This is a genomic window from Neorhizobium galegae (genome assembly GCF_017877055.1).
In the GTDB taxonomy this organism is placed as follows: Bacteria; Pseudomonadota; Alphaproteobacteria; order Rhizobiales; family Rhizobiaceae; genus Neorhizobium; species Neorhizobium galegae_D.
Genome location: NZ_JAGIPG010000001.1, coordinates 2,104,180 through 2,121,742, shown reverse-complemented (window position 1 = coordinate 2,121,742; position 17,563 = coordinate 2,104,180). Strand labels below are relative to the sequence as shown.

Annotated in this window: 18 protein-coding genes; 16 read left to right on the top strand and 2 right to left on the bottom strand. The window is 63.4% G+C overall.

Annotated features, from left to right (window positions below):
* The first annotated feature begins 38 nt into the window (after positions 1-38).
* The 12 genes from J2857_RS10015 (at position 39) to J2857_RS09960 (ending at position 12,623) form a co-directional block, all read left to right on the top strand.
* Positions 39-3,206 (top strand): SPOR domain-containing protein, encoded by a 3,168-nt coding sequence (locus tag J2857_RS10015; RefSeq protein ID WP_210009923.1) that lies wholly within the window; start codon positions 39-41, stop codon positions 3,204-3,206.
* A gap of 81 nt (positions 3,207-3,287) precedes the next feature.
* On the top strand, positions 3,288-4,304 hold the full coding sequence (gene nagZ / locus J2857_RS10010; RefSeq protein ID WP_210009922.1) for a beta-N-acetylhexosaminidase: 1,017 nt from the start codon (positions 3,288-3,290) through the stop codon (positions 4,302-4,304).
* A 27-nt stretch (positions 4,305-4,331) separates the two neighbouring features.
* Positions 4,332-5,183 carry a segregation and condensation protein A gene (locus tag J2857_RS10005; protein ID WP_432420147.1) on the top strand — a complete coding sequence of 284 codons (852 nt, stop codon included), beginning with the start codon at positions 4,332-4,334 and terminating at the stop codon, positions 5,181-5,183.
* Between the two features lie 20 nt (positions 5,184-5,203).
* Positions 5,204-5,896 carry an SMC-Scp complex subunit ScpB gene (gene scpB, locus J2857_RS10000; RefSeq protein ID WP_245363239.1) on the top strand — a complete coding sequence of 231 codons (693 nt, stop codon included), beginning with the start codon at positions 5,204-5,206 and terminating at the stop codon, positions 5,894-5,896.
* 145 nt (positions 5,897-6,041) lie between these two features.
* Positions 6,042-6,206, top strand: a complete 165-nt coding sequence (locus tag J2857_RS09995; RefSeq protein ID WP_210009920.1) for a hypothetical protein — start codon at positions 6,042-6,044, stop codon at positions 6,204-6,206.
* Positions 6,207-6,305: 99 nt separating this feature from the next.
* Positions 6,306-6,530, top strand: a complete 225-nt coding sequence (locus tag J2857_RS09990) for a twin-arginine translocase TatA/TatE family subunit (protein WP_037084545.1) — start codon at positions 6,306-6,308, stop codon at positions 6,528-6,530.
* Positions 6,531-6,563: 33 nt separating this feature from the next.
* Positions 6,564-7,274, top strand: a complete 711-nt coding sequence (tatB, locus tag J2857_RS09985) for a Sec-independent protein translocase protein TatB (RefSeq protein ID WP_210009919.1) — start codon at positions 6,564-6,566, stop codon at positions 7,272-7,274.
* Positions 7,271-8,095: a twin-arginine translocase subunit TatC gene (gene tatC / locus J2857_RS09980; RefSeq protein WP_210009918.1), complete on the top strand. Its 825-nt coding sequence runs from the start codon at positions 7,271-7,273 to the stop codon at positions 8,093-8,095. The genes tatB and tatC overlap by 4 nt, the downstream gene beginning before the upstream one ends.
* Before the next feature lie 55 nt (positions 8,096-8,150).
* Complete coding sequence (gene serS, locus J2857_RS09975; RefSeq protein ID WP_210009917.1) at positions 8,151-9,434, top strand: serine--tRNA ligase; 1,284 nt, start codon at positions 8,151-8,153, stop codon at positions 9,432-9,434.
* On the top strand, positions 9,434-10,204 hold the full coding sequence (surE, locus tag J2857_RS09970; protein WP_210009916.1) for a 5'/3'-nucleotidase SurE: 771 nt from the start codon (positions 9,434-9,436) through the stop codon (positions 10,202-10,204). The genes serS and surE overlap by 1 nt, the downstream gene beginning before the upstream one ends.
* Positions 10,205-10,212: 8 nt before the next feature.
* Positions 10,213-10,851, top strand: coding sequence for a protein-L-isoaspartate(D-aspartate) O-methyltransferase (locus J2857_RS09965; protein WP_432420146.1), 639 nt, complete (start codon positions 10,213-10,215; stop codon positions 10,849-10,851).
* A 149-nt stretch (positions 10,852-11,000) separates the two neighbouring features.
* Complete coding sequence (locus tag J2857_RS09960) at positions 11,001-12,623, top strand: peptidoglycan DD-metalloendopeptidase family protein (protein WP_210009914.1); 1,623 nt, start codon at positions 11,001-11,003, stop codon at positions 12,621-12,623.
* Between the two features lie 76 nt (positions 12,624-12,699).
* Here J2857_RS09960 and J2857_RS09955 read toward each other — a convergent pair whose 3' ends face one another.
* Positions 12,700-13,572: an ATP-binding protein gene (locus J2857_RS09955; RefSeq protein WP_210009913.1), complete on the bottom strand. Its 873-nt coding sequence runs from the start codon at positions 13,570-13,572 to the stop codon at positions 12,700-12,702.
* Between the two features lie 196 nt (positions 13,573-13,768).
* Between J2857_RS09955 and yajC the strand changes: the two genes are divergently transcribed.
* The 4 genes from yajC (at position 13,769) to J2857_RS09935 (ending at position 16,050) form a co-directional block, all read left to right on the top strand.
* The gene (yajC, locus tag J2857_RS09950) at positions 13,769-14,137 is read left to right on the top strand and encodes a preprotein translocase subunit YajC (RefSeq protein WP_007754668.1); all 369 of its coding nucleotides are present in this window, start codon (positions 13,769-13,771) and stop codon (positions 14,135-14,137) included.
* Positions 14,138-14,234: 97 nt separating this feature from the next.
* Positions 14,235-14,621, top strand: a complete 387-nt coding sequence (locus tag J2857_RS09945; RefSeq protein ID WP_210009912.1) for an Mth938-like domain-containing protein — start codon at positions 14,235-14,237, stop codon at positions 14,619-14,621.
* Positions 14,622-14,624: 3 nt separating this feature from the next.
* Entirely contained in the window at positions 14,625-15,479 is an 855-nt protein-coding gene (locus J2857_RS09940) for a phytoene/squalene synthase family protein (protein WP_210009911.1), read from the top strand.
* A 118-nt stretch (positions 15,480-15,597) separates the two neighbouring features.
* A complete protein-coding gene (locus J2857_RS09935; RefSeq protein WP_210010102.1) occupies positions 15,598-16,050 on the top strand; it encodes a hypothetical protein in 453 nt (150 codons plus the stop codon).
* On the opposite strand, the gene trmFO is transcribed toward J2857_RS09935, so the two are convergent.
* The gene (gene trmFO, locus J2857_RS09930; RefSeq protein ID WP_210009910.1) at positions 16,028-17,449 is read right to left on the bottom strand and encodes a methylenetetrahydrofolate--tRNA-(uracil(54)-C(5))-methyltransferase (FADH(2)-oxidizing) TrmFO; all 1,422 of its coding nucleotides are present in this window, start codon (positions 17,447-17,449) and stop codon (positions 16,028-16,030) included. The genes J2857_RS09935 and trmFO overlap by 23 nt on opposite strands.
* Positions 17,450-17,563 lie beyond the last annotated feature (114 nt).

Here is a 17,563-nt window from a genome sequence, read left to right as displayed (position 1 = left end):
TGGCATATGCGTTGTAATGTAGGTGAGTGGACGAGGTAATGGCCGATAACAACCTTGCGCGTAGCCGGAATGATTTGCCGGACTTCTTTGCCGATGATGACCCGCTGGCAGAACTCGCCCGCATCGTAGGCTACGACGATCTCCCCGTCGCGGCGAGGCCCGGATCTTCTTCCGCAGATACGTCTGCGCGGCGCGAGCCGGCGTTCAATCTCGAAGACGAGCTTCTTCAGGAGTTCGAGCGCTATGACGCGCCGCCCCTCGACCCCGTTCACGATATTGCGGTCGACGATGTCCCTCGGCATTTCGCCGAGCCTGCGCCCGATATTACGGTCGCCGCACCGCCGATAGAGCCGGAGGAACTGGAGTTCGTCCCCTCCGAAACCGCCGCGGTAGAAGCGCCGCAGGCTTTCCTGCCGGCCGATGGCGCTGTCGGCGCGCGCGCTGACCTGTTCGGTGACGAGGAGCCGCCCTTGGCGGTTGATACCATCGACGAGAATGTTGCTGCGGAACCGGTATTCGAGCCGGCTGTCGAAACCGCGCGCATGGAGCCCATTTTCGATCTGCCCGATTTCCCCGCTGCAGGTTCTATGTCGCCTGTCGCGTCGGTAGAAGACCCGGCGGAGGAGTTCGATCTCGCTGCGGAACTGGAAAACTCGATCGCGGCCGAGCCCGTTGCGGCAGTCGAGCCGGAAGTGACGTTCGAACCCGAAGCGAAATTCGAGCCTGAGGCAGCCCCTGAGCCCGAGGCGGCATTCGAGCCTGAAGCGAAATTAGAACCCGAAGCGAAGTTTGAGCTGGAGCCAAAGACGGAGAGGGGCAAGGGTGCCTACATTCCCGGCTTCCGGATGCCGCTGAGCAATTTCAGTGTGGCACGAGACGTCTCTGCGGCCTCCGCGCAGGCGGCTGTAGCCACGTCTCAAGTGGCGGCACCTGCACCGAACGAATATGCTTTCGAGCCTCCGGTTCTAGAAGATAGCCCGAGCCCGAAGATCGAGCCGGCACCGGCTGCCGGGCCGCAGGTTTCCGCAAAGGCCCCGGAGCCGCAGGCCCAGGAACTGCAGCCGGCGCCCGTCACCGTTGCGCCGATCGCTGCCGCACCAGCCGCTGCGCCGCAAAAGGATCGGTTCTCTGCGCTTGACGAACTGATCTACGACGTCCAGCGCTATACGCTGCCGACCTCGAACGGGCAGCCGCTCGCGACCCCTGTGGCAAAGCCAGAGCCAGCCGTCACGCGCCCCGCTGCATCTGTGGCGTCCGCTGCGCCCGTTGTTGCCAATGCGCCGGTTGCCGAACTGCATTCTCTTGACGAGACGGATCCGTTCTCCGATGAAGAGTTCGAGTTGGCGCTCGATGGTCTCGAACTCGACCTCGCCGAGATTGTCGTCGAAGAGGCCCAGGCACATCCGGTTCCGGCACCGTCTCCGGCGGTTGCCCCTGTGAAGGCTGAACCTGCACCTGCTGCCGCTCCTTCCATGGCGCCGGTCGCGCGCGTTGCACCCGTCACCGCTATGGCGGCACCGATCGTGGAGACGCAGGTTGTAGAAGAGCCAGAATCGATTGGCGACCTGCCGTTCGATCCGGCCCAGATTGCCGATTCGGAAGACCAGGTGGAGGCGATCGCCGAACTCGACGTACCGTCGCTGCCGGCAGAAGAGCCGGAACAGCCGCCGGCCTATCGTCCCGATTACGAACTCGACATCGATGCCGAGCTTGCGACGCTGCTGGCTGCGCCCGGCAGACCGGCCTCGGCGCCGGCACGCAAGCCGGAGATCGATATCGCCCCGAGGGGCCAGCAGGCCGCGACCGAAGCCGGCCGTTCGCCGGCCTATACTGATCTCGACGATTTCGAGCGGGCTCTGGAAGAGGATTTCCGCCGCAGCCTGACGACGCCGCTGCCGGCCGCCGAGCATGAGGAATTGCACTATTCCGACGCCGACTATGTCGCGACCGTCGAGAACGCCCGCCGTTCCGTCCGCAGTTGGGCTGTGCCACTGGTCCTTGCCGGGGTTGTGATCCTTGGAGGTGTCGGCGCCTACGCGTTCTTCGGCAGCAGCGTGTCGGGTGTCATGTCAGGCGGCGAACCTGTCATCATTGCGGCCGACAACGAACCGATCAAGATTGCGCCGGAAAATCCGGGCGGCAAGACCGTCCCCAACCAGGACAAGGCGGTCTACGACCGTGTCGCCGGCGTTTCACCGAAGGATCCGAAGCAGCGCACCCTGATCTCCTCCAATGAGGAGCCGATCGACGTCGTGCAGAAGACCCTGATGCCCGATACGCTGCCGCTCGAAGGCGAGAACGACATCGAGCCGACCGATGTCGGCGAGACGGAGGATCCGCGCCTCCTGCCGCAGGATCGGACCGCGCAAAACAATGCCGCTGCTGAGCAGCAGCCCGTGACCGTCATGCCCCGCAAGGTCAAGACGATGATCGTCCGCCCCGACGGCAAGCTGGTCGAGCAGGAAATCGCAGCCCCGGCGCTTGCCGCGCCGGAAACCGCCAAGCTGCCCGCCGCCGGCGCAAAGCCGGTTGAGACGGCCGCTGCTTTCCCGGAGAAAGTTCCGGCTTCTGTGCCAGCTACACCGACCCGTACGCAACCTCTGCCGGCTAACTCGAATACCAGCGCTGGCGGAATCCTTCCGGTCTCGGCACCCGCCAATCCGGCCGCTCCGACCGAACACGTCAACGTGGTGAGAACGAACCCGGTCACGCCGCCCGTCGCAGCCGCTCCTGCCCAGCCTGCCGCGGCTGCTCCGGCTCCTGCTGCCGCACAGGCTCCGGCGCCCGTTGCTCCGGTTCAGGCCTCTGCACCTGCGGCGAAGGCTCCGGTTCCGATCGCACGTCCGGCCGAACAGCCGGTCAACGTGGTCGCTGCCGTAACCGATCAGGGCAATGTCCGCGCACCGGCCCAGCCGGCGGCGGCTCCGGCGTCTGCTGCAAACCAGGTCGCTTCAGCAGGCCCCGGTGACTACGTGATCCAGATCGCCTCGCTGCCGTCGCAGGCCGAAGCACAGAAGTCATACCAGAGCCTGTCGTCCAAGTTCGGCAGCGTTATCGGTGGCCGCGGCGTCGACATCAAGTCGGCCGAGATCGCCGGCAAGGGCACATTCTACCGCGTCCGTATTCCGGCAGGCGGCAAGAACGAGGCCATAGCGCTCTGCGAACGCTATCGCGCTGCTGGCGGTACCTGCCTGGTCGGCCGGTAAGGACCGAAAAAGCGAAGAAATCCGACGGGGCGCCTGGGCGCCCCGTTTTTCGTTGGCCCTCCAATGATCTAAGATCGGACCATGAGCGAATCAAAAGCAATGATCCTGGGCTCCAGCGGCCCGACCCTCACGGCCGACGAAGTGGCGCTTTACCGGGATGAACGGCCCTGGGGCTTCATCCTGTTTGCCCGCAATTGCGTCGAGCCGGCGCAGATCACCGATCTCGTCGCGTCCATGCGCGATGCCATCGGCCGGCCGGATGCGCCGGTGCTGATCGACCAGGAGGGCGGCCGCGTCCAGCGTATCCGCCCGCCGATGATCGAGCGTTATCCCTCGGCCGCTGTGCTCGGGGAGCTTTACCGCCGGGATCGCGAAAAGGGCTTGCGGGCAACTTGGCTGATGTCGCGCCTGCATGCCTTCGACCTGATGAAATTCGGCATCAATGTCGATTGCCTGCCCGTGCTCGACGTGCCGATCGAAGGGGCAAGCAACGTCATCGGCGATCGCGCCTACGGTTTCGATCCGAAGACGGTTGCCGAAATGGGCCAGGCTGCCGCCGACGGTCTCAAGGCGGGCGGCATGCTGCCGGTGATGAAGCACATGCCGGGCCACGGCCGCGGCATGGCCGACAGCCATCACGAACTGCCGGTGGTCACCGTCTCGCGCGCAGATCTGGAAGCGCACGACTTCCTGCCTTTCGTCGCCATGAAGTCCGAGTTGATGGCGATGAGCGCCCATATCGTCTTCACCGCCATCGACCCGGATGAGCCGGCGACCATTTCGCGCAAGGTGATCGACGAAATCATCCGCGGCCATATCGGCTTCGACGGGCTGCTGATGTCCGACGACACGTCGATGAACGCGCTTAAAGGCACGATCGGTGAGCGTGCGGCAAGAATCGTTGGGGGCGGCTGCGATATTGTCTTGCATTGCAACGGCGTGATGGACGAAATGAAGGCCGTCGTGAAGGAAGCGATCCCGCTTGCCGGCGAGGCGCTGCGGCGTACAAAGGCGGTGGAAGCCGCCTTCGGCCCGGGCGACGACTTGAGCGAAGAGGCGGTCCGCGCGGAATTCCACGGTCTTCTCGCCGTCTCCTGACGGTGGTCGACAGCAAGAGGTTGGGGAATGGCAACGACGACACCGCAGAACGCCATTCCGATGGACAAGTTGTGGCAGGATACCGGCGCCGAGCGCGCGACGGACGATCCGGCACTTGTCATCGATGTCAGCGGTTTCGAAGGTCCGCTCGACCTGCTGCTTCATCTGGCCCGCACCCAGAAGGTCGATCTCGCCCGCATTTCCGTTCTGGCACTGGTCGAGCAATATCTACTGTTCATCGACAGCGCCCGGCGGGTCCGCATCGAGCTTGCCGCCGATTATCTCGTCATGGCCGCCTGGCTCGCCTATCTCAAGTCGAAGCTGCTCATTCCGCAGCAGGCCAAGGGCGACGACGGCCCGAGCGGCGAGGAACTGGCCGCAACGCTCGCTTTCCGCCTGAAGCGCCTTGAGGCGATGCGCGAGTCGGCGACCCGGCTGGTCAACCGCAACCGGCTCGGCCGCGACGTCTTTGCCCGCGGGGCGCCGGAACATATCCCGCATCGCGTCGAATCTGCCTATGACGCGACGCTCTACGACCTTCTCTCGGCCTATGCGAACCTGCGCCAGCGCACGGCGGTCACCCAGGTGACGATCGAGAGGCGCAAGGTCTGGTCGCTGGTCGATGCCCGCGAGCTGCTGACCCGCATGCTCGGCGAGATCGTCGACTGGACGACGCTGCAGCACTATCTCTTGCCCTATCTGCCGCCGGAGGACCGGGTCACGGCGACTGCCAGTGCCTTTGCCGCGTCACTGGAACTGGTGCGCGAAGGCAAGCTCGAAATCCGCCAGGACGGCGCCTTCCAGCCGATCTTTCTGCGCAAGGGAACCGGACCGCAACAGCCCGCCCTGCCACCGCCCGCCAAGGGAGGCGTTGATTGACGCCGCCAGAGGACGACGATCTGCCGATCGCTGCGGAAGAAGAGGCGGAGCCACCATCCTTCTCGTCGGCGGAAGTCGAGCGGATTGCGGAAGCGCTGGTCTTCGCCTCCGCCGAGCCGGTCTCCGAGGCGTTTCTGGCGGAACGACTGCCGCGCGGCACCGATGTGAATGCCGTCATGCTGCGGCTGATGGATGTCTACGCCCCCCGCGGGGTCAACCTGATCCGCAGCGGCGACCGCTGGGCCTTCCGCACCGCCGCCGATCTCTCCTTCGTCATCCACAAGGAAGACAACGAGACGAAGAAGCTGTCGCGCGCCGCACTGGAAGTGCTGGCCATCATCGCCTATCACCAGCCCGTCACCCGTGCCGAGATCGAGGAGATTCGCGGGGTACAGACGTCGAGAGGCACGCTGGACGTGCTGATGGAAGCGGGCTGGGTCCGCTTCCGCGGCCGCCGCCGCACTCCGGGACGGCCGGTGACGCTCGCCACGACGCCCGATTTCCTCGACCATTTCGGCCTGGAAGAACTGCGCGATCTGCCCGGTCTCGAAGAATTGAAGGGCGCTGGTCTGCTTTCCGGCCGCATCCCGCCGGGCTTTGCGATACCCGTCCCGCTCAATGTCGACGATCTTTCCGAGGACGAGGACCCGATCACCCAACTCGACCTCGAGGAACTTGGCCTCCTGACGCCGGGCGGTGAAGCGGAGGAATGACCCGCCGAAGCGAGTGCGGCCCTGGTGCGCGTCGGTGTGTCGCACCATGCGCAGAAACGCCCGAATGCGCTCGCCTGCGGCACGCAGCAATCTTGCAAGCCCTTTTCCGGCCTCGTTTCTTGGCTAAAGGACATGATCCGAACCGATGCTGGGCGATGCCGGCGTAACGCTCGAAAGCGGGCAGATCGCGGCGCACATCCTGCCGCCATGGTTCCTCAGCGGCGTCGAGTTCCCGATGCTCGCGGTTCGCGGAGCCGGTCAACGGGGCAGTGCCTGCATCCGCGCCGACCGGTTGTCGCGCCGGGGTTGAGGAGGTCTCGATAACGGCGACCATCGACGACATTTTGGTGTTTGAAAAAGCATCATAAAGAGCTTACATCGATGAAACGGTACTAATGGAGTTGGACTTATGGGTTCTTTCAGTGTGTGGCATTGGCTGATCGTTCTGGTCATCGTGCTCGTTCTCTTCGGACGCGGCAAGATTCCGGAATTGATGGGCGATTTCGCCAAGGGCATCAAGAGCTTCAAGAAGGGCATGAGCGACGAGGACGCCCCGGAGGCGAACGGCGCGACGACCACGACGAAGACCGTTGATCTCAAGGCTGAAGAGGCCAAGGAAACCACTCGGTCGTAATGTCCGAGTGACGGGTTCCAGGAGCCTCGTTGAATGTTTGATATCGGCTGGACCGAACTTCTCGTCATTGCGATCGTCTTGATCGTCGTGGTTGGTCCGAAGGATTTGCCGCCCATGCTCAGGGCCTTTGGCAAGATGACGACCAATCTGCGCAAGATGGCCGGCGAATTCCGCGCGCAATTCGATGAGGCGCTGAAGGAGTCGGAACTCGACGACGTGCGCAAGACAATTTCCGATGCGCAGCGGCTGAACCCGACGAACGCGCTGAGGGATGCGATCAACCCGCTCCGGCAGATGGGCCAGGAGATCCGCGCCGACCTGCAGAAGGCGACGCAGATGCCGACGGCACCCGTGAGCCAGACGGATATCGAGGCACAGCAGGCTGTCGAGGGCACGTCGCCCATCGATGCGGCTCCCGAAATCCCGGCAAACTTCCCGTCGCCGGCCGCAACATCGACACCGGCGCCAGTCACGGCTCCCGTCCAGTCCGTGCCGGCCACCCAGCAGGCTTTGGCAGCAGCGACCGTCGCGGAAAAGCCGAAGCCGGTCCGCAAGACCGCAGCCAGGGCAAAACCCGTTGTCGAGACCGCAGCGGCTCCGGTCGCCGTCGTCGAGAAACCGAAGCGTGCCCGCGCGGCGGCCAAACCGGCACCTGTCGCCCAGGCTGTGGATGAGGCGATCGTCAAGGCTCCGGCCCGCAAGCGCACGCCGAAAAAGGCCGATACCCCGAAGGACGACGCATGAGCGGTGACATCGAAGACAAGCCGCAGCCGCTCATCGAGCATCTGATGGAACTGCGCACCCGGCTGATCTGGTCGATCGGCGCATTTTTCGTCGCATTCGTCGTCTGCTTCTTCTTCGCCAAGCAGCTCTTCAACCTGCTTGTCGTGCCCTACAAATGGGCCGTCCTCTGGGCTCATCTCGATCTTGCCAAGTCCGAGCTGATCTATACCGCGCCGCAGGAATTCTTCTTCACCCAGGTGAAGGTGGCGATGTTCGGCGCGCTGGTGATCGCCTTCCCGGTGATCGCCTCGCAGATTTACAAGTTCGTGGCCCCTGGCCTCTATAAAAACGAGCGGGCTGCTTTCCTGCCGTTCTTGATCGCTTCGCCGATCCTCTTCCTGATGGGCGGCGCGCTGGTCTATTTCTTTTTCACGCCCATGGTCATGTGGTTCTTCCTTGCCATGCAGCAAGCGCCGACCGAAGGTGAAGTCGGCATTTCGCTTCTGCCGCGGGTTTCGGAATATCTGAGCCTGATCATGACGCTGGTCCTGTCATTCGGCCTGGTCTTCCAGCTTCCGGTCGTCACCACGCTGCTCGCCCGCGTCGGCATTCTTTCCAGCGACTGGCTGCGGGAAAAGCGCAAATATGCGATCGTGCTTGCCTTCGTGGTCGCGGCCGTGCTGACCCCGCCCGATCCGATGTCCCAGATCGGTCTTGCACTGCCGACCATCCTTCTCTACGAGATTTCCATCTACGCCGCACGACTCGTCGAGCGCAAACGTGCCGAGGAAAAGCTTTCGGAGCAGGAACCTTCGGATGTTGCGGAGACGGACAAGGCCTGAAGCCTTCCGGCCTGCCTCGCGAGTCCGCGGCGTTCCGCTCTAAAGGCAAGGCAAGATGCTCGATATCAAGTGGATCCGTGAAAACGAAGGGGCTTTGGATGCGGCGCTGAACAAGCGCGGTGCAGAGCCCATGGCGGCAACCCTCCTGGCGCTGGACGACAAGCGCCGCTCCGTCATCCAGAAGCTTCAGGACATGCAGTCCCGCCGCAACGCCGCCTCCAAGGAGATCGGCATTGCGCTCGGACAGAAGAATTCCGAGCTTGCCGAGAAGCTGAAGGCCGAAGTCGCGACCATCAAGGAGACTATGCCGGTTGCCGAGCAGGAAGAGCGCGACGCGGTCGCAGCGCTCGACGATGCCCTGTCGCGCATCCCCAACATTCCGCTCGACGACGTACCGGTCGGCAAGGACGAGCACGACAACGTGGTCAAGCACGTGGTCGGCGAAAAGCCGCGCTGGAACCATACCGCACGCGAGCACTACGAGATCGGCGAAGCGCTCGGAATGATGGATTTCGAGCGTGCCACCAAGCTTTCCGGCTCGCGTTTCACCGTCCTTACCGGCCAGCTCGCCAGGCTCGAGCGGGCGCTCGGCCAGTTCATGATCGACATGCACACGACCGAGCATGGCTATACCGAAGTTTCTTCGCCGCTGATGGTGAAGGGCGAGACGATGTATGGCACCGGCCAGCTGCCGAAGTTCGAGGAAGACCTCTTCAAGACGACCGACGGCCGTTACCTCATCCCCACGGCGGAGGTGACGCTGACCAACCTCGTTTCCGGCGAAATGCTGGAACAGGAAAAGCTGCCGCTCCGCTTCACCGCGCTGACGCCGTCCTTCCGCTCGGAAGCGGGTTCCGCCGGCCGCGATACGCGCGGCATGCTGCGCCAGCACCAGTTCTGGAAATGCGAACTCGTGTCGATCACCGACCAGGAATCGTCGATTTCCGAGCACGAGCGGATGACCGAATGCGCCGAGAACATGCTGAAGCGCCTCGGCCTGCATTTCCGCACCATGACGCTCTGCACCGGCGACATGGGGTTTGGCGCGCGCAAGACCTATGACATCGAAGTCTGGCTGCCCGGCCAGGACACCTATCGCGAAATCTCGTCCTGCTCCGTCTGCGGCGATTTCCAGGGACGTCGCATGAATGCGCGTTATCGCGCCAAGGACGACAAGGCGCTGAAGTTCGTTCACACGCTGAACGGCTCGGGCGTCGCGGTCGGCCGATGCCTGATCGCGGTCATGGAAAATTACCTGAATGAGGATGGTTCGGTCACAATTCCGGACGCGCTTCTGCCGTATATGGGTGGCCTGACCAAGATCGAGCGGGCGGCCTGATGCGGATACTTCTGACCAATGATGACGGCATTCACGCCGAAGGCCTCGCCGTTCTCGAGCGAATCGCGCGAAAACTGTCGGACGATGTCTGGATCGTCGCGCCGGAAACCGATCAGAGCGGCCTTGCCCATTCGCTGACGCTCTCCGAGCCGCTCCGTCTTCGCAAAGTCGGCGACAAGCATTTCGCGCTGCGCGGCACGCCGACCGATTGCGTCATCATGGGCATTCGTGAAGTCCTGCCGGGAAAACCGGATTTGGTGCTCTCGGGCGTCAACGATGGCGCCAACATGGCCGATGACGTCACCTATTCCGGCACGATTGCCGGCGCGATCGAAGGCACGCTGCAGGGCGTGCGCTCCTTTGCGCTGAGCCAGGCGGTGCGGCGCGAAGACGGTCGGGTGGTGCCCTGGGAAGTCGTTGAATCCTACGCGGCGGATCTCATTGGCAAACTGATCGACGTGGACCTGCCGGACGGCACCTTCCTCAATCTGAACTTCCCGAATTGCGAACCGGGCGATGTGCAGGGCGTCGAAGTGACGTCGCAGGGCAAGCTCGATTTCGGCCTGACGATCGATGCCCGCGAGGATGGCCGCGGCAAGCCCTATTACTGGCTGCGATTCGGCGAGCGGAAGGGCAATTTCCGAGACGGCACCGATATCCAGGCGCTGAAGGAAAACAAGATCTCCGTGACGCCGCTCAAGCTGGACCTGACCGACTATTCGGTTCAGGATCGTGTCGCCAAGGCATTGGGATTCGGAGCTGCCGATTGAAATCGGGCATGGTCGAAAAAGAGGGTTTTGCGGCGCTCGTGCTGCGCCTCAGGTCGGAAGGCATTTCCGACCTTGATCTGCTGACTGCCGTTGAACAGACGCCCCGCTCGCAGTTCGTGCCGCCGTCGCTTGCCGAGGACGCCTATTCCAGCCGTACCGTGCCGATCGATTGCGGTTCCTTCATGGAAGGTGCCGATCTCGCCGTGCGCCTGCTGCATCGCCTGCAGGTCAAGCCGGGGCATAGGGTGCTGGAAATCGGCACGGGCAGCGGCTTTACCGCCGCCGTCATCGCCCGGCTTGCCGAGCGGGTGCTGACCGTCGAGCGATACCGCACCCTGGTCACCGCCGCTCAAAGCCGGATGGATGCGCTGGGGCTGCGCAATGTCGTCGTGCGCCAGGCTGACGGCGGCAACGGCATGCCGGGTGAGGGCACTTTCGACCGTATTTTCGTGACCGCAGCCTTTCCGGCGCTTCCCCGCTTCTATGCCGAGCAGCTCACCCACGGCGGATCGATGCTCGCCCCGCTGATGGATGGCGACGCCTGCGTGATGGTGCGCCTGACCAAGACCGGCAGCCGATTCGAGCGCGAGGATCTGTTCCCCGTGCCCTTTCTGCCGATCATTCCGCATATCGCGGCGGCACTCTAGGCCGTTTTGTTCCATGCCGCGACGGCGTTTTGGCCGTCATGGTTATCAATTTCCCTAAAATTTTAGGAGAATGTCTGCCCTTTAACGGTGCAGTAAGACTAACGCGTTTTAATGACTCTCACGATGGTTGCGTATCTGTAGGTCGAGTCATGCGTATGAAGAGTTCTCCGAAATTCGGAAAATCTGTAATCAAATTTGCCGTCGCGGCGCTGCTCGCCAGTGCTGCGACCGGATGCAGTTCGGACGCAACGCGGTTCTCGGGGCTCTTTTCGAAATCCGACAACATCACGACGGCGTCCATACCGCAGCGGCAGGGTGGCGGGGCCTATGGCCGCGCACCAACACCGCAGGCCGATCTCGGTTCGGGGCAGGCTCAGGCTCTGCCGCCAATTCCGCGGAACGACTACGGTTCGCGCAATACCGCCATGGCTCAGCCTTATCCCGGCAATTCCGGCGGATATACCTCGCCGGCGCGCACCGCATCCGCTCCGGTTGCCGTTCAACGCTCCGAACTCGCCGCTCCGACCGGTGCCACGGCGCAGCGTAACGCCGCTCCGCTGGGCCGCGATCCGGCGACCCGCCAGGAAGCACTCGCCCAGCCGTTCCCGGGTCGTCAGCCGGCAGCCAATACGCTCGTCGCTCCGTCCGCCTCGACGCTGAGGGCCGACAATGTGGTTACCGGCACGACCCCGAAGCCGATGTCCGGCTGGTCCACGGTCAATGCGCCCAAGGTGACGCTGAAGCCCGGCGAAACGGTCTCGACGCTGTCCAAGCGTTACGGCGTTCCGGAGAAGGAAATCCTGAAGGCAAACGGCGGCGCCGTTGCCCCCGGCCAGTCCGTCCTCATCCCTACCTTCGGTACGGCTCAGAATTCGGCGAAGAACGCCGCCGGCACGATCGATCTTCAGAACAAGGCTCCGGCGCCGGCCCGCGAACCCGAGCAGAAACTCGCTGTCCTGCCGACCCAGACGCGTGACAAGGCGATTGCCGAACCCGCCAAGCTGACGCCTCCGGGCGGCAAGCCGGTCGGTGGCACCTATGTGGTCAAGCCGGGCGACACGATCACCAAGATCGCCCGCGAGACCGGCACGCCGGTTGATCAGCTGAAGGCCGCCAACAATCTGACATCGGGTGGCGTCCGCATCGGCCAGACGCTCAAGGTCGCGAACGGTGCTGCGGCTCCTGTCGCCGATCCGGTCAAGACGGCATCCATTCCGCAGAAGCCGGTCGAAAAAGCCGCAGCCGCGGCCCCGAAGCCGGCCGCCGCCGCTGCACCTGCTCAGGTCGCCCAGGTGTCCGTGGCGCCGGCCGCAGCCAAGGCTGCCGTCGACAACGCATCGGTCGCGGACGTCGAGAAGAAGTCGGACACCGCCTCCGTGGCGCCGCAGTCCACCGGCATCGGCAAGTATCGCTGGCCGGTCAACGGCGCGGTGATCGCCGGCTACGGCCAGAACGTCGACGGCAACCGCAATGACGGCATCGACATCTCGGTTCCGGAAGGCACGCCGATCAAGGCCGCCGAAAACGGCGTGGTCATCTACGCGGGCAATGGCCTGAAGCAGCTCGGCAATACGGTTCTCGTCCGTCACGACGACGGCAAGGTCACCGTCTACGGCCATGCCGGCAGCATCAACGTCACACGCGGGCAGAAGATCACCCGCGGCCAGACGGTTGCCTCCTCCGGCATGAGCGGCGACGCGAAGCGCCCGCAGGTCCATTTCGAGGTCCGCAAGGACGCGACCCCGGTTAACCCGATTACCTTCCTTGAATAAGTAGTGCGTTTCAGGGGACGGAGAAAAGCCCGGCAGTGCCGGGCTTTTTGCGTTTTCTCAGTGCTTTTTCAGGTTTTCAATCGCGAGAAAGCGGCTTCCTCAGCCGCCCGGCGAGATCCTGGATATATTGCCACGCGACGCGGCCCGAACGCCCGCCGCGGGTGGTCGCCCATTCGAGCGCTTCGTGATGCAGGGTTTCCTGATCGAGGCCGAGATCGAAATGCTCGGCATAACCGTCGATCATCTTCAGATAGTCGTCCTGGCTGCATTTGTGGAAACCGAGCCACAGGCCGAACCGATCCGACAGCGACACCTTTTCCTCGACCGCCTCGGAGGGGTTGATGGCGGTGGACTGCTCGTTCTCCATCATGTGGCGCGGCAGAAGGTGGCGGCGGTTTGAGGTCGCGTAGAACAGAACATTGTCGGGCCGGCCTTCGATACCGCCGTCGAGCGCCGCCTTCAGCGACTTGTAGGCGGTATCGTCGTGATCGAAGGAGAGATCGTCGCAGAACACGATGACGCGTTGGCCGGAAGCCTTGAGGATATCGAGCAGGGCAGGGAGCGAGGCGATATCTTCGCGATGTACTTCGACGAGCTTCAGCGAGATGCCGGTTGCGGCGCGCACGTCCTCGTGGACGGCTTTCACCAGGGAGGATTTGCCCATGCCGCGGGCACCCCAGAGAAGCACGTTGTTGGCCGCAAAGCCCTCCGCGAACCGCAGCGTGTTTTCATGCAGGATGTCGCGCACGTGATCGACGCCGCGGATCAACGTCAGGGCGACCCGGTTCGGACGCGGCACCGGCTGCAGGCGCTGGTTTGCCGGTACCCAGACGAAGCAGTCGGCGGCATCCCAGTCGTTGACGGCGGGCGGAGGTCCGGCGAGCCGCTCCAGCGCATCCGCAAGCCTGCGGACCTCAGCCAGGATCAGGGTGTTGAAGTCTTCGCTCATGGTGTTTCTCCAGTCGCATCGGCCAGTTCGTGAGCCTTTTCGCTGCGGTAACACGCTCGTTGGTGCATCAAAAGCCTGAGAGCCGTGGATTCGGTACGCCGGCCGGCGTGTTTCTGTTGCATTCCGGCCTATCGCAACTATATTCCGGCGGCTTGTAACGGGGGCCTAGCGTCTCCGGTAATCTTAGGAGTTTTCGATGTTCATTACCGAAGCATTCGCCCAGGCCCCAGCCGCAGCACCGGGAGCCTCCGCGTTCGGCTCCGGCCTTGAGATGCTCTTCCTCTTCGCGCCGCTGATGGTTGTCTGGTACTTCTTCCTCATCCGCCCGCAGCGCGCCCAGGCCAAGAAGCGCCAGGAAACGCTCTCCAACGTCCGTCGCGGCGATCAGGTCGTTCTCGGCGGCGGCATCACCGGCAAGGTGACGAAGGTTATCGACGACGCCGAAGTGGAAGTCGAAATCGCCGAAGGCGTGAAGATCCGCGCCATGCGCGCCTATATCGCCGAAGTCCGCGTCAAGGGCGAGCCGGTCAAGACCGAACCGGCAAAGACCGGGACGGCTTCCTAAAGCTTCGCCGAGGCAAGGCCCTGTTTGCTACGGGGCCTTGAACTCAAAGAGCCGGATCATCTCCGGCTCGCAACCTCTTCGAGAAGGCATGTGACCCATGGCGAAAGGCATCGAAATCCGCGACGCCCATTTCCCCGGTCGTGCTCCGATCGATGCTTATGGCAATGGCGGTTTCCGTTTTGCCGACATGTCGCATCGAGGCTCACTGCTCTGCCTTCCCTCGGGTATTCACGGCTGGGAGCTGCAGGAAGGTGAACCGCTGACGGTCGCTTCCCTGATGAAGGTGCTCGCCGAATCGGCTGAGATCGAAGTGCTGCTTGTCGGCATGGGCGCCAACCTCAAGCCCATTCCGCCTGACGTGAAGGCGGCGCTGAAGGCCAGAGGCATCGCCTCCGACCCGATGAGCACTGGCGCCGCGGTGCGCACGTTCAACATCATGCTCGCCGAATCGCGCGCCGTCGCCGCAGCTTTGATTGCCGTCTGACAGATGGCCGATCCAGCCAGACAGAACGGCGACATCTGCCTCGCAACGCTGAGGGATACCGACCGCGACCGTTATCTCGCCTGTCTTCTGTCGCCGCAGGACAAGCGCGGCGCTCTTGCGGCTCTTTATGCCTTCAACGCCGAGATTGCCCGTGTCCGCGACGTGGTGCGAGAACCGCTTCCGGGGGAAATCCGGCTGCAATGGTGGCGAGATCTCCTCGAAGGCAACGCCCAGGGCGACAGCACCGGTAACCCTATCGCGGCTGGCCTCCTCGAAGCGATCGAGACCTACCGCCTGCCGCGCCAGACGCTCGTCGACATGATCGAGGCGCGCATCTTCGATCTCTACGACGATCCGTTGACCGATCGGAACGCGCTCGAAGGTTATGCCGGCGAGACCGCTTCGGCGCTCATCCAGCTCGCGAGCCTGATTCTCTCCCCCGCCGATGCGGCACGATCCGCGGAATCGGCAGGCCACGCCGGTGTCGCGCAGGCGATCGCCGGTTTCCTGCTCCTGATGCCGATCCATCGCCGGCGTCACCAGCTCTATCTGCCGCTCGATATTCTCTCGGCGACCGGGCTCGACCGTGATACATTCCTGCGCGGCGAGAACAGGTCGCGCATTTCTGCTGCAATCGAGGCCTTTGCCGGGCTTGGGCTGGAGCATTTGAGCAAGGCCAGACAACAGGGAACCCTTCCGGCCGCAGTGTTTCCGGCCTATCTGCCTGTGGCGCTTGCCGAACCGGTGCTGCGCCGGGCAGTGCGTGGTGGTGCTTCGGTGCTTGATACCGTCCTGCAACCGCCGCAGTGGCGGCGCCAATTGCGGCTCATGAAAGCTTCCGTCACCAGGCGCTTTTGACGGACGTCAAATTCGCGCAAGGCTCGCCGGCTAAGGAACGAAATAGAAATCCGGTGTCCTCGTAAGGAGAAGTGGTGTGAGCCCCATCGTCGTCTGGTCGATCATCTTCGTGCTCCTTATGGCACTCGCCTATTACATTACGCGGATGTCGGGCAAGGACCGGGACAAGGACGGCAACCTGCACGATACGGGCATGGCCATCCTCGAGTTCGGCCGCGCCTTTCCCAATGAAGCGATCCGCAGCCTGCATGTGACGGCCAATGGCGAAGCGATCTTCGTGCGCCTGCACGACAACAAGGCCGGCTTCATGCGCAGCCACCGCAACCACTACGCCTGCTTTCTGATCGAGCCCGGCCGGGTGCGGGTCTCGCCCCTTCCGGATGCCAAGGGATTCACCGTCGAGTTTCTCGACGCATCGACACAGAACGGTACCTACCTCTTTTCCACGGAAAAGGAGGCGGCCGAAGTCGCCCTCTGGCTGCTCGACAACTATGTCAGCGTTGCCGATCGCGATATCGAGGAAAAGCCGGCGTCATCGGCCCCGGATGTCAGCCCCGACCGAGCCAACTAGCGCAATCCTGAAGCGCTCGGGCGGAGAGCAGCTGCCGCTTCATCACCGTCTTGTCCTTGCCGCGGAAACGCTTGACGCCCTCCGGCTTGACAATCGAGCCCGGCTCCAGCTCCGGAAACAGCCCGAAATTGACGTTCATCGGCTGGAACGAGCGCTTGCCCGGCTCGTCTTCCGAAACCAGATGCCCGCCGGTAATATGGCCGAGCAGCGAGCCCAAGGCCGTCGTCGCCGGCGGTGCCCGGAGCGTTTCGCCCTTGCGTTCGGCCGCCGCGAAGCGGCCGGCGAGAAGCCCGATCGCCGCGCTTTCCACATACCCTTCGCAGCCGGTGATCTGGCCGGCGAATCTGAGGCCGGGCCGGCTTTTCAGCGTCAGTGATTTATCGAGCAGCACGGGCGAGTGGATATAGGTGTTGCGGTGCAGGCCGCCGAGCCTTGCGAATTCGGCATTCTGCAGGCCGGGAATCATCCGGAAGATATCCGCCTGGGCGCCGTATTTGAGTTTCGTCTGGAAGCCGACCATGTTGTAGAGCGTGCCGAGCGCGTTGTCCTGCCTCAGCTGCACGACCGCATAGGCCTTGACCGTCGGATTGTGGGCATTGGTGAGGCCCATCGGCTTCATCGGCCCGTGACGCAGCGTCTCGCGGCCGCGTTCGGCCATCACTTCGATCGGCAGGCAGCCGTCGAAATAGGGCGTGCCTTCCCATTCCTTGAAACCGACCGTATCGCCTGCGATCAGCGCATCGACGAAGGCATTGTATTGCGCCTCGTCCATCGGGCAGTTGATATAGTCCTTGCCCGTGCCGCCGGGTCCGACCTTGTCGTAGCGCGACTGGTACCAGCAGATGTCCATGTCTATCGAATCGCGGTGTACGATCGGCGCGATGGCGTCGAAGAAGGCAAGCTGGTCCTCGCCCGTCTCCGCCTGGATCGCGGCTGCGAGTGCCGGCGAGGTGAGGGGGCCGGTGGCGATGATCGCCAGATCCCATTCCTTCGGCGGCAGGCCCTGGATCTCCTCGCGCACGATGGTGATCAGCGGATGTTTTTCGATCGCCTCGGTAACGGCATCGGAAAATCCGTCGCGATCGACGGCAAGTGCGCCGCCGGCCGGAACCTGGTGCCTGTCGGCACAAACCATGATCAGCGAACCGGCGAGCCGCATCTCCGCATGGATGACGCCGACGGCGTTCGCCGTCGCATCATCGGAGCGGAAGGAATTCGAGCAGACGAGCTCGGCGAGTCCGTCCGTCTTGTGGGCGTCAGTGCCGCGCACGCCACGCATTTCATGCAGAATCACCGGCACGCCGGCCGAGGCGATCTGCCAGGCGGATTCGGAGCCTGCAAGGCCGCCGCCGACGACATGGATAGCAGGATAGGTGGAGGAGGAAGAAATGTTGCTCATGGCCGGCTCATTATCACGCCGTTTGCCGGACCGGAATCAAAAAGGCACCTGAGAAGGTGCCTTTGATACGTCCTTGGATGTCCTCTCGGACCGCTTTATCCTCGCCGCAGCGGC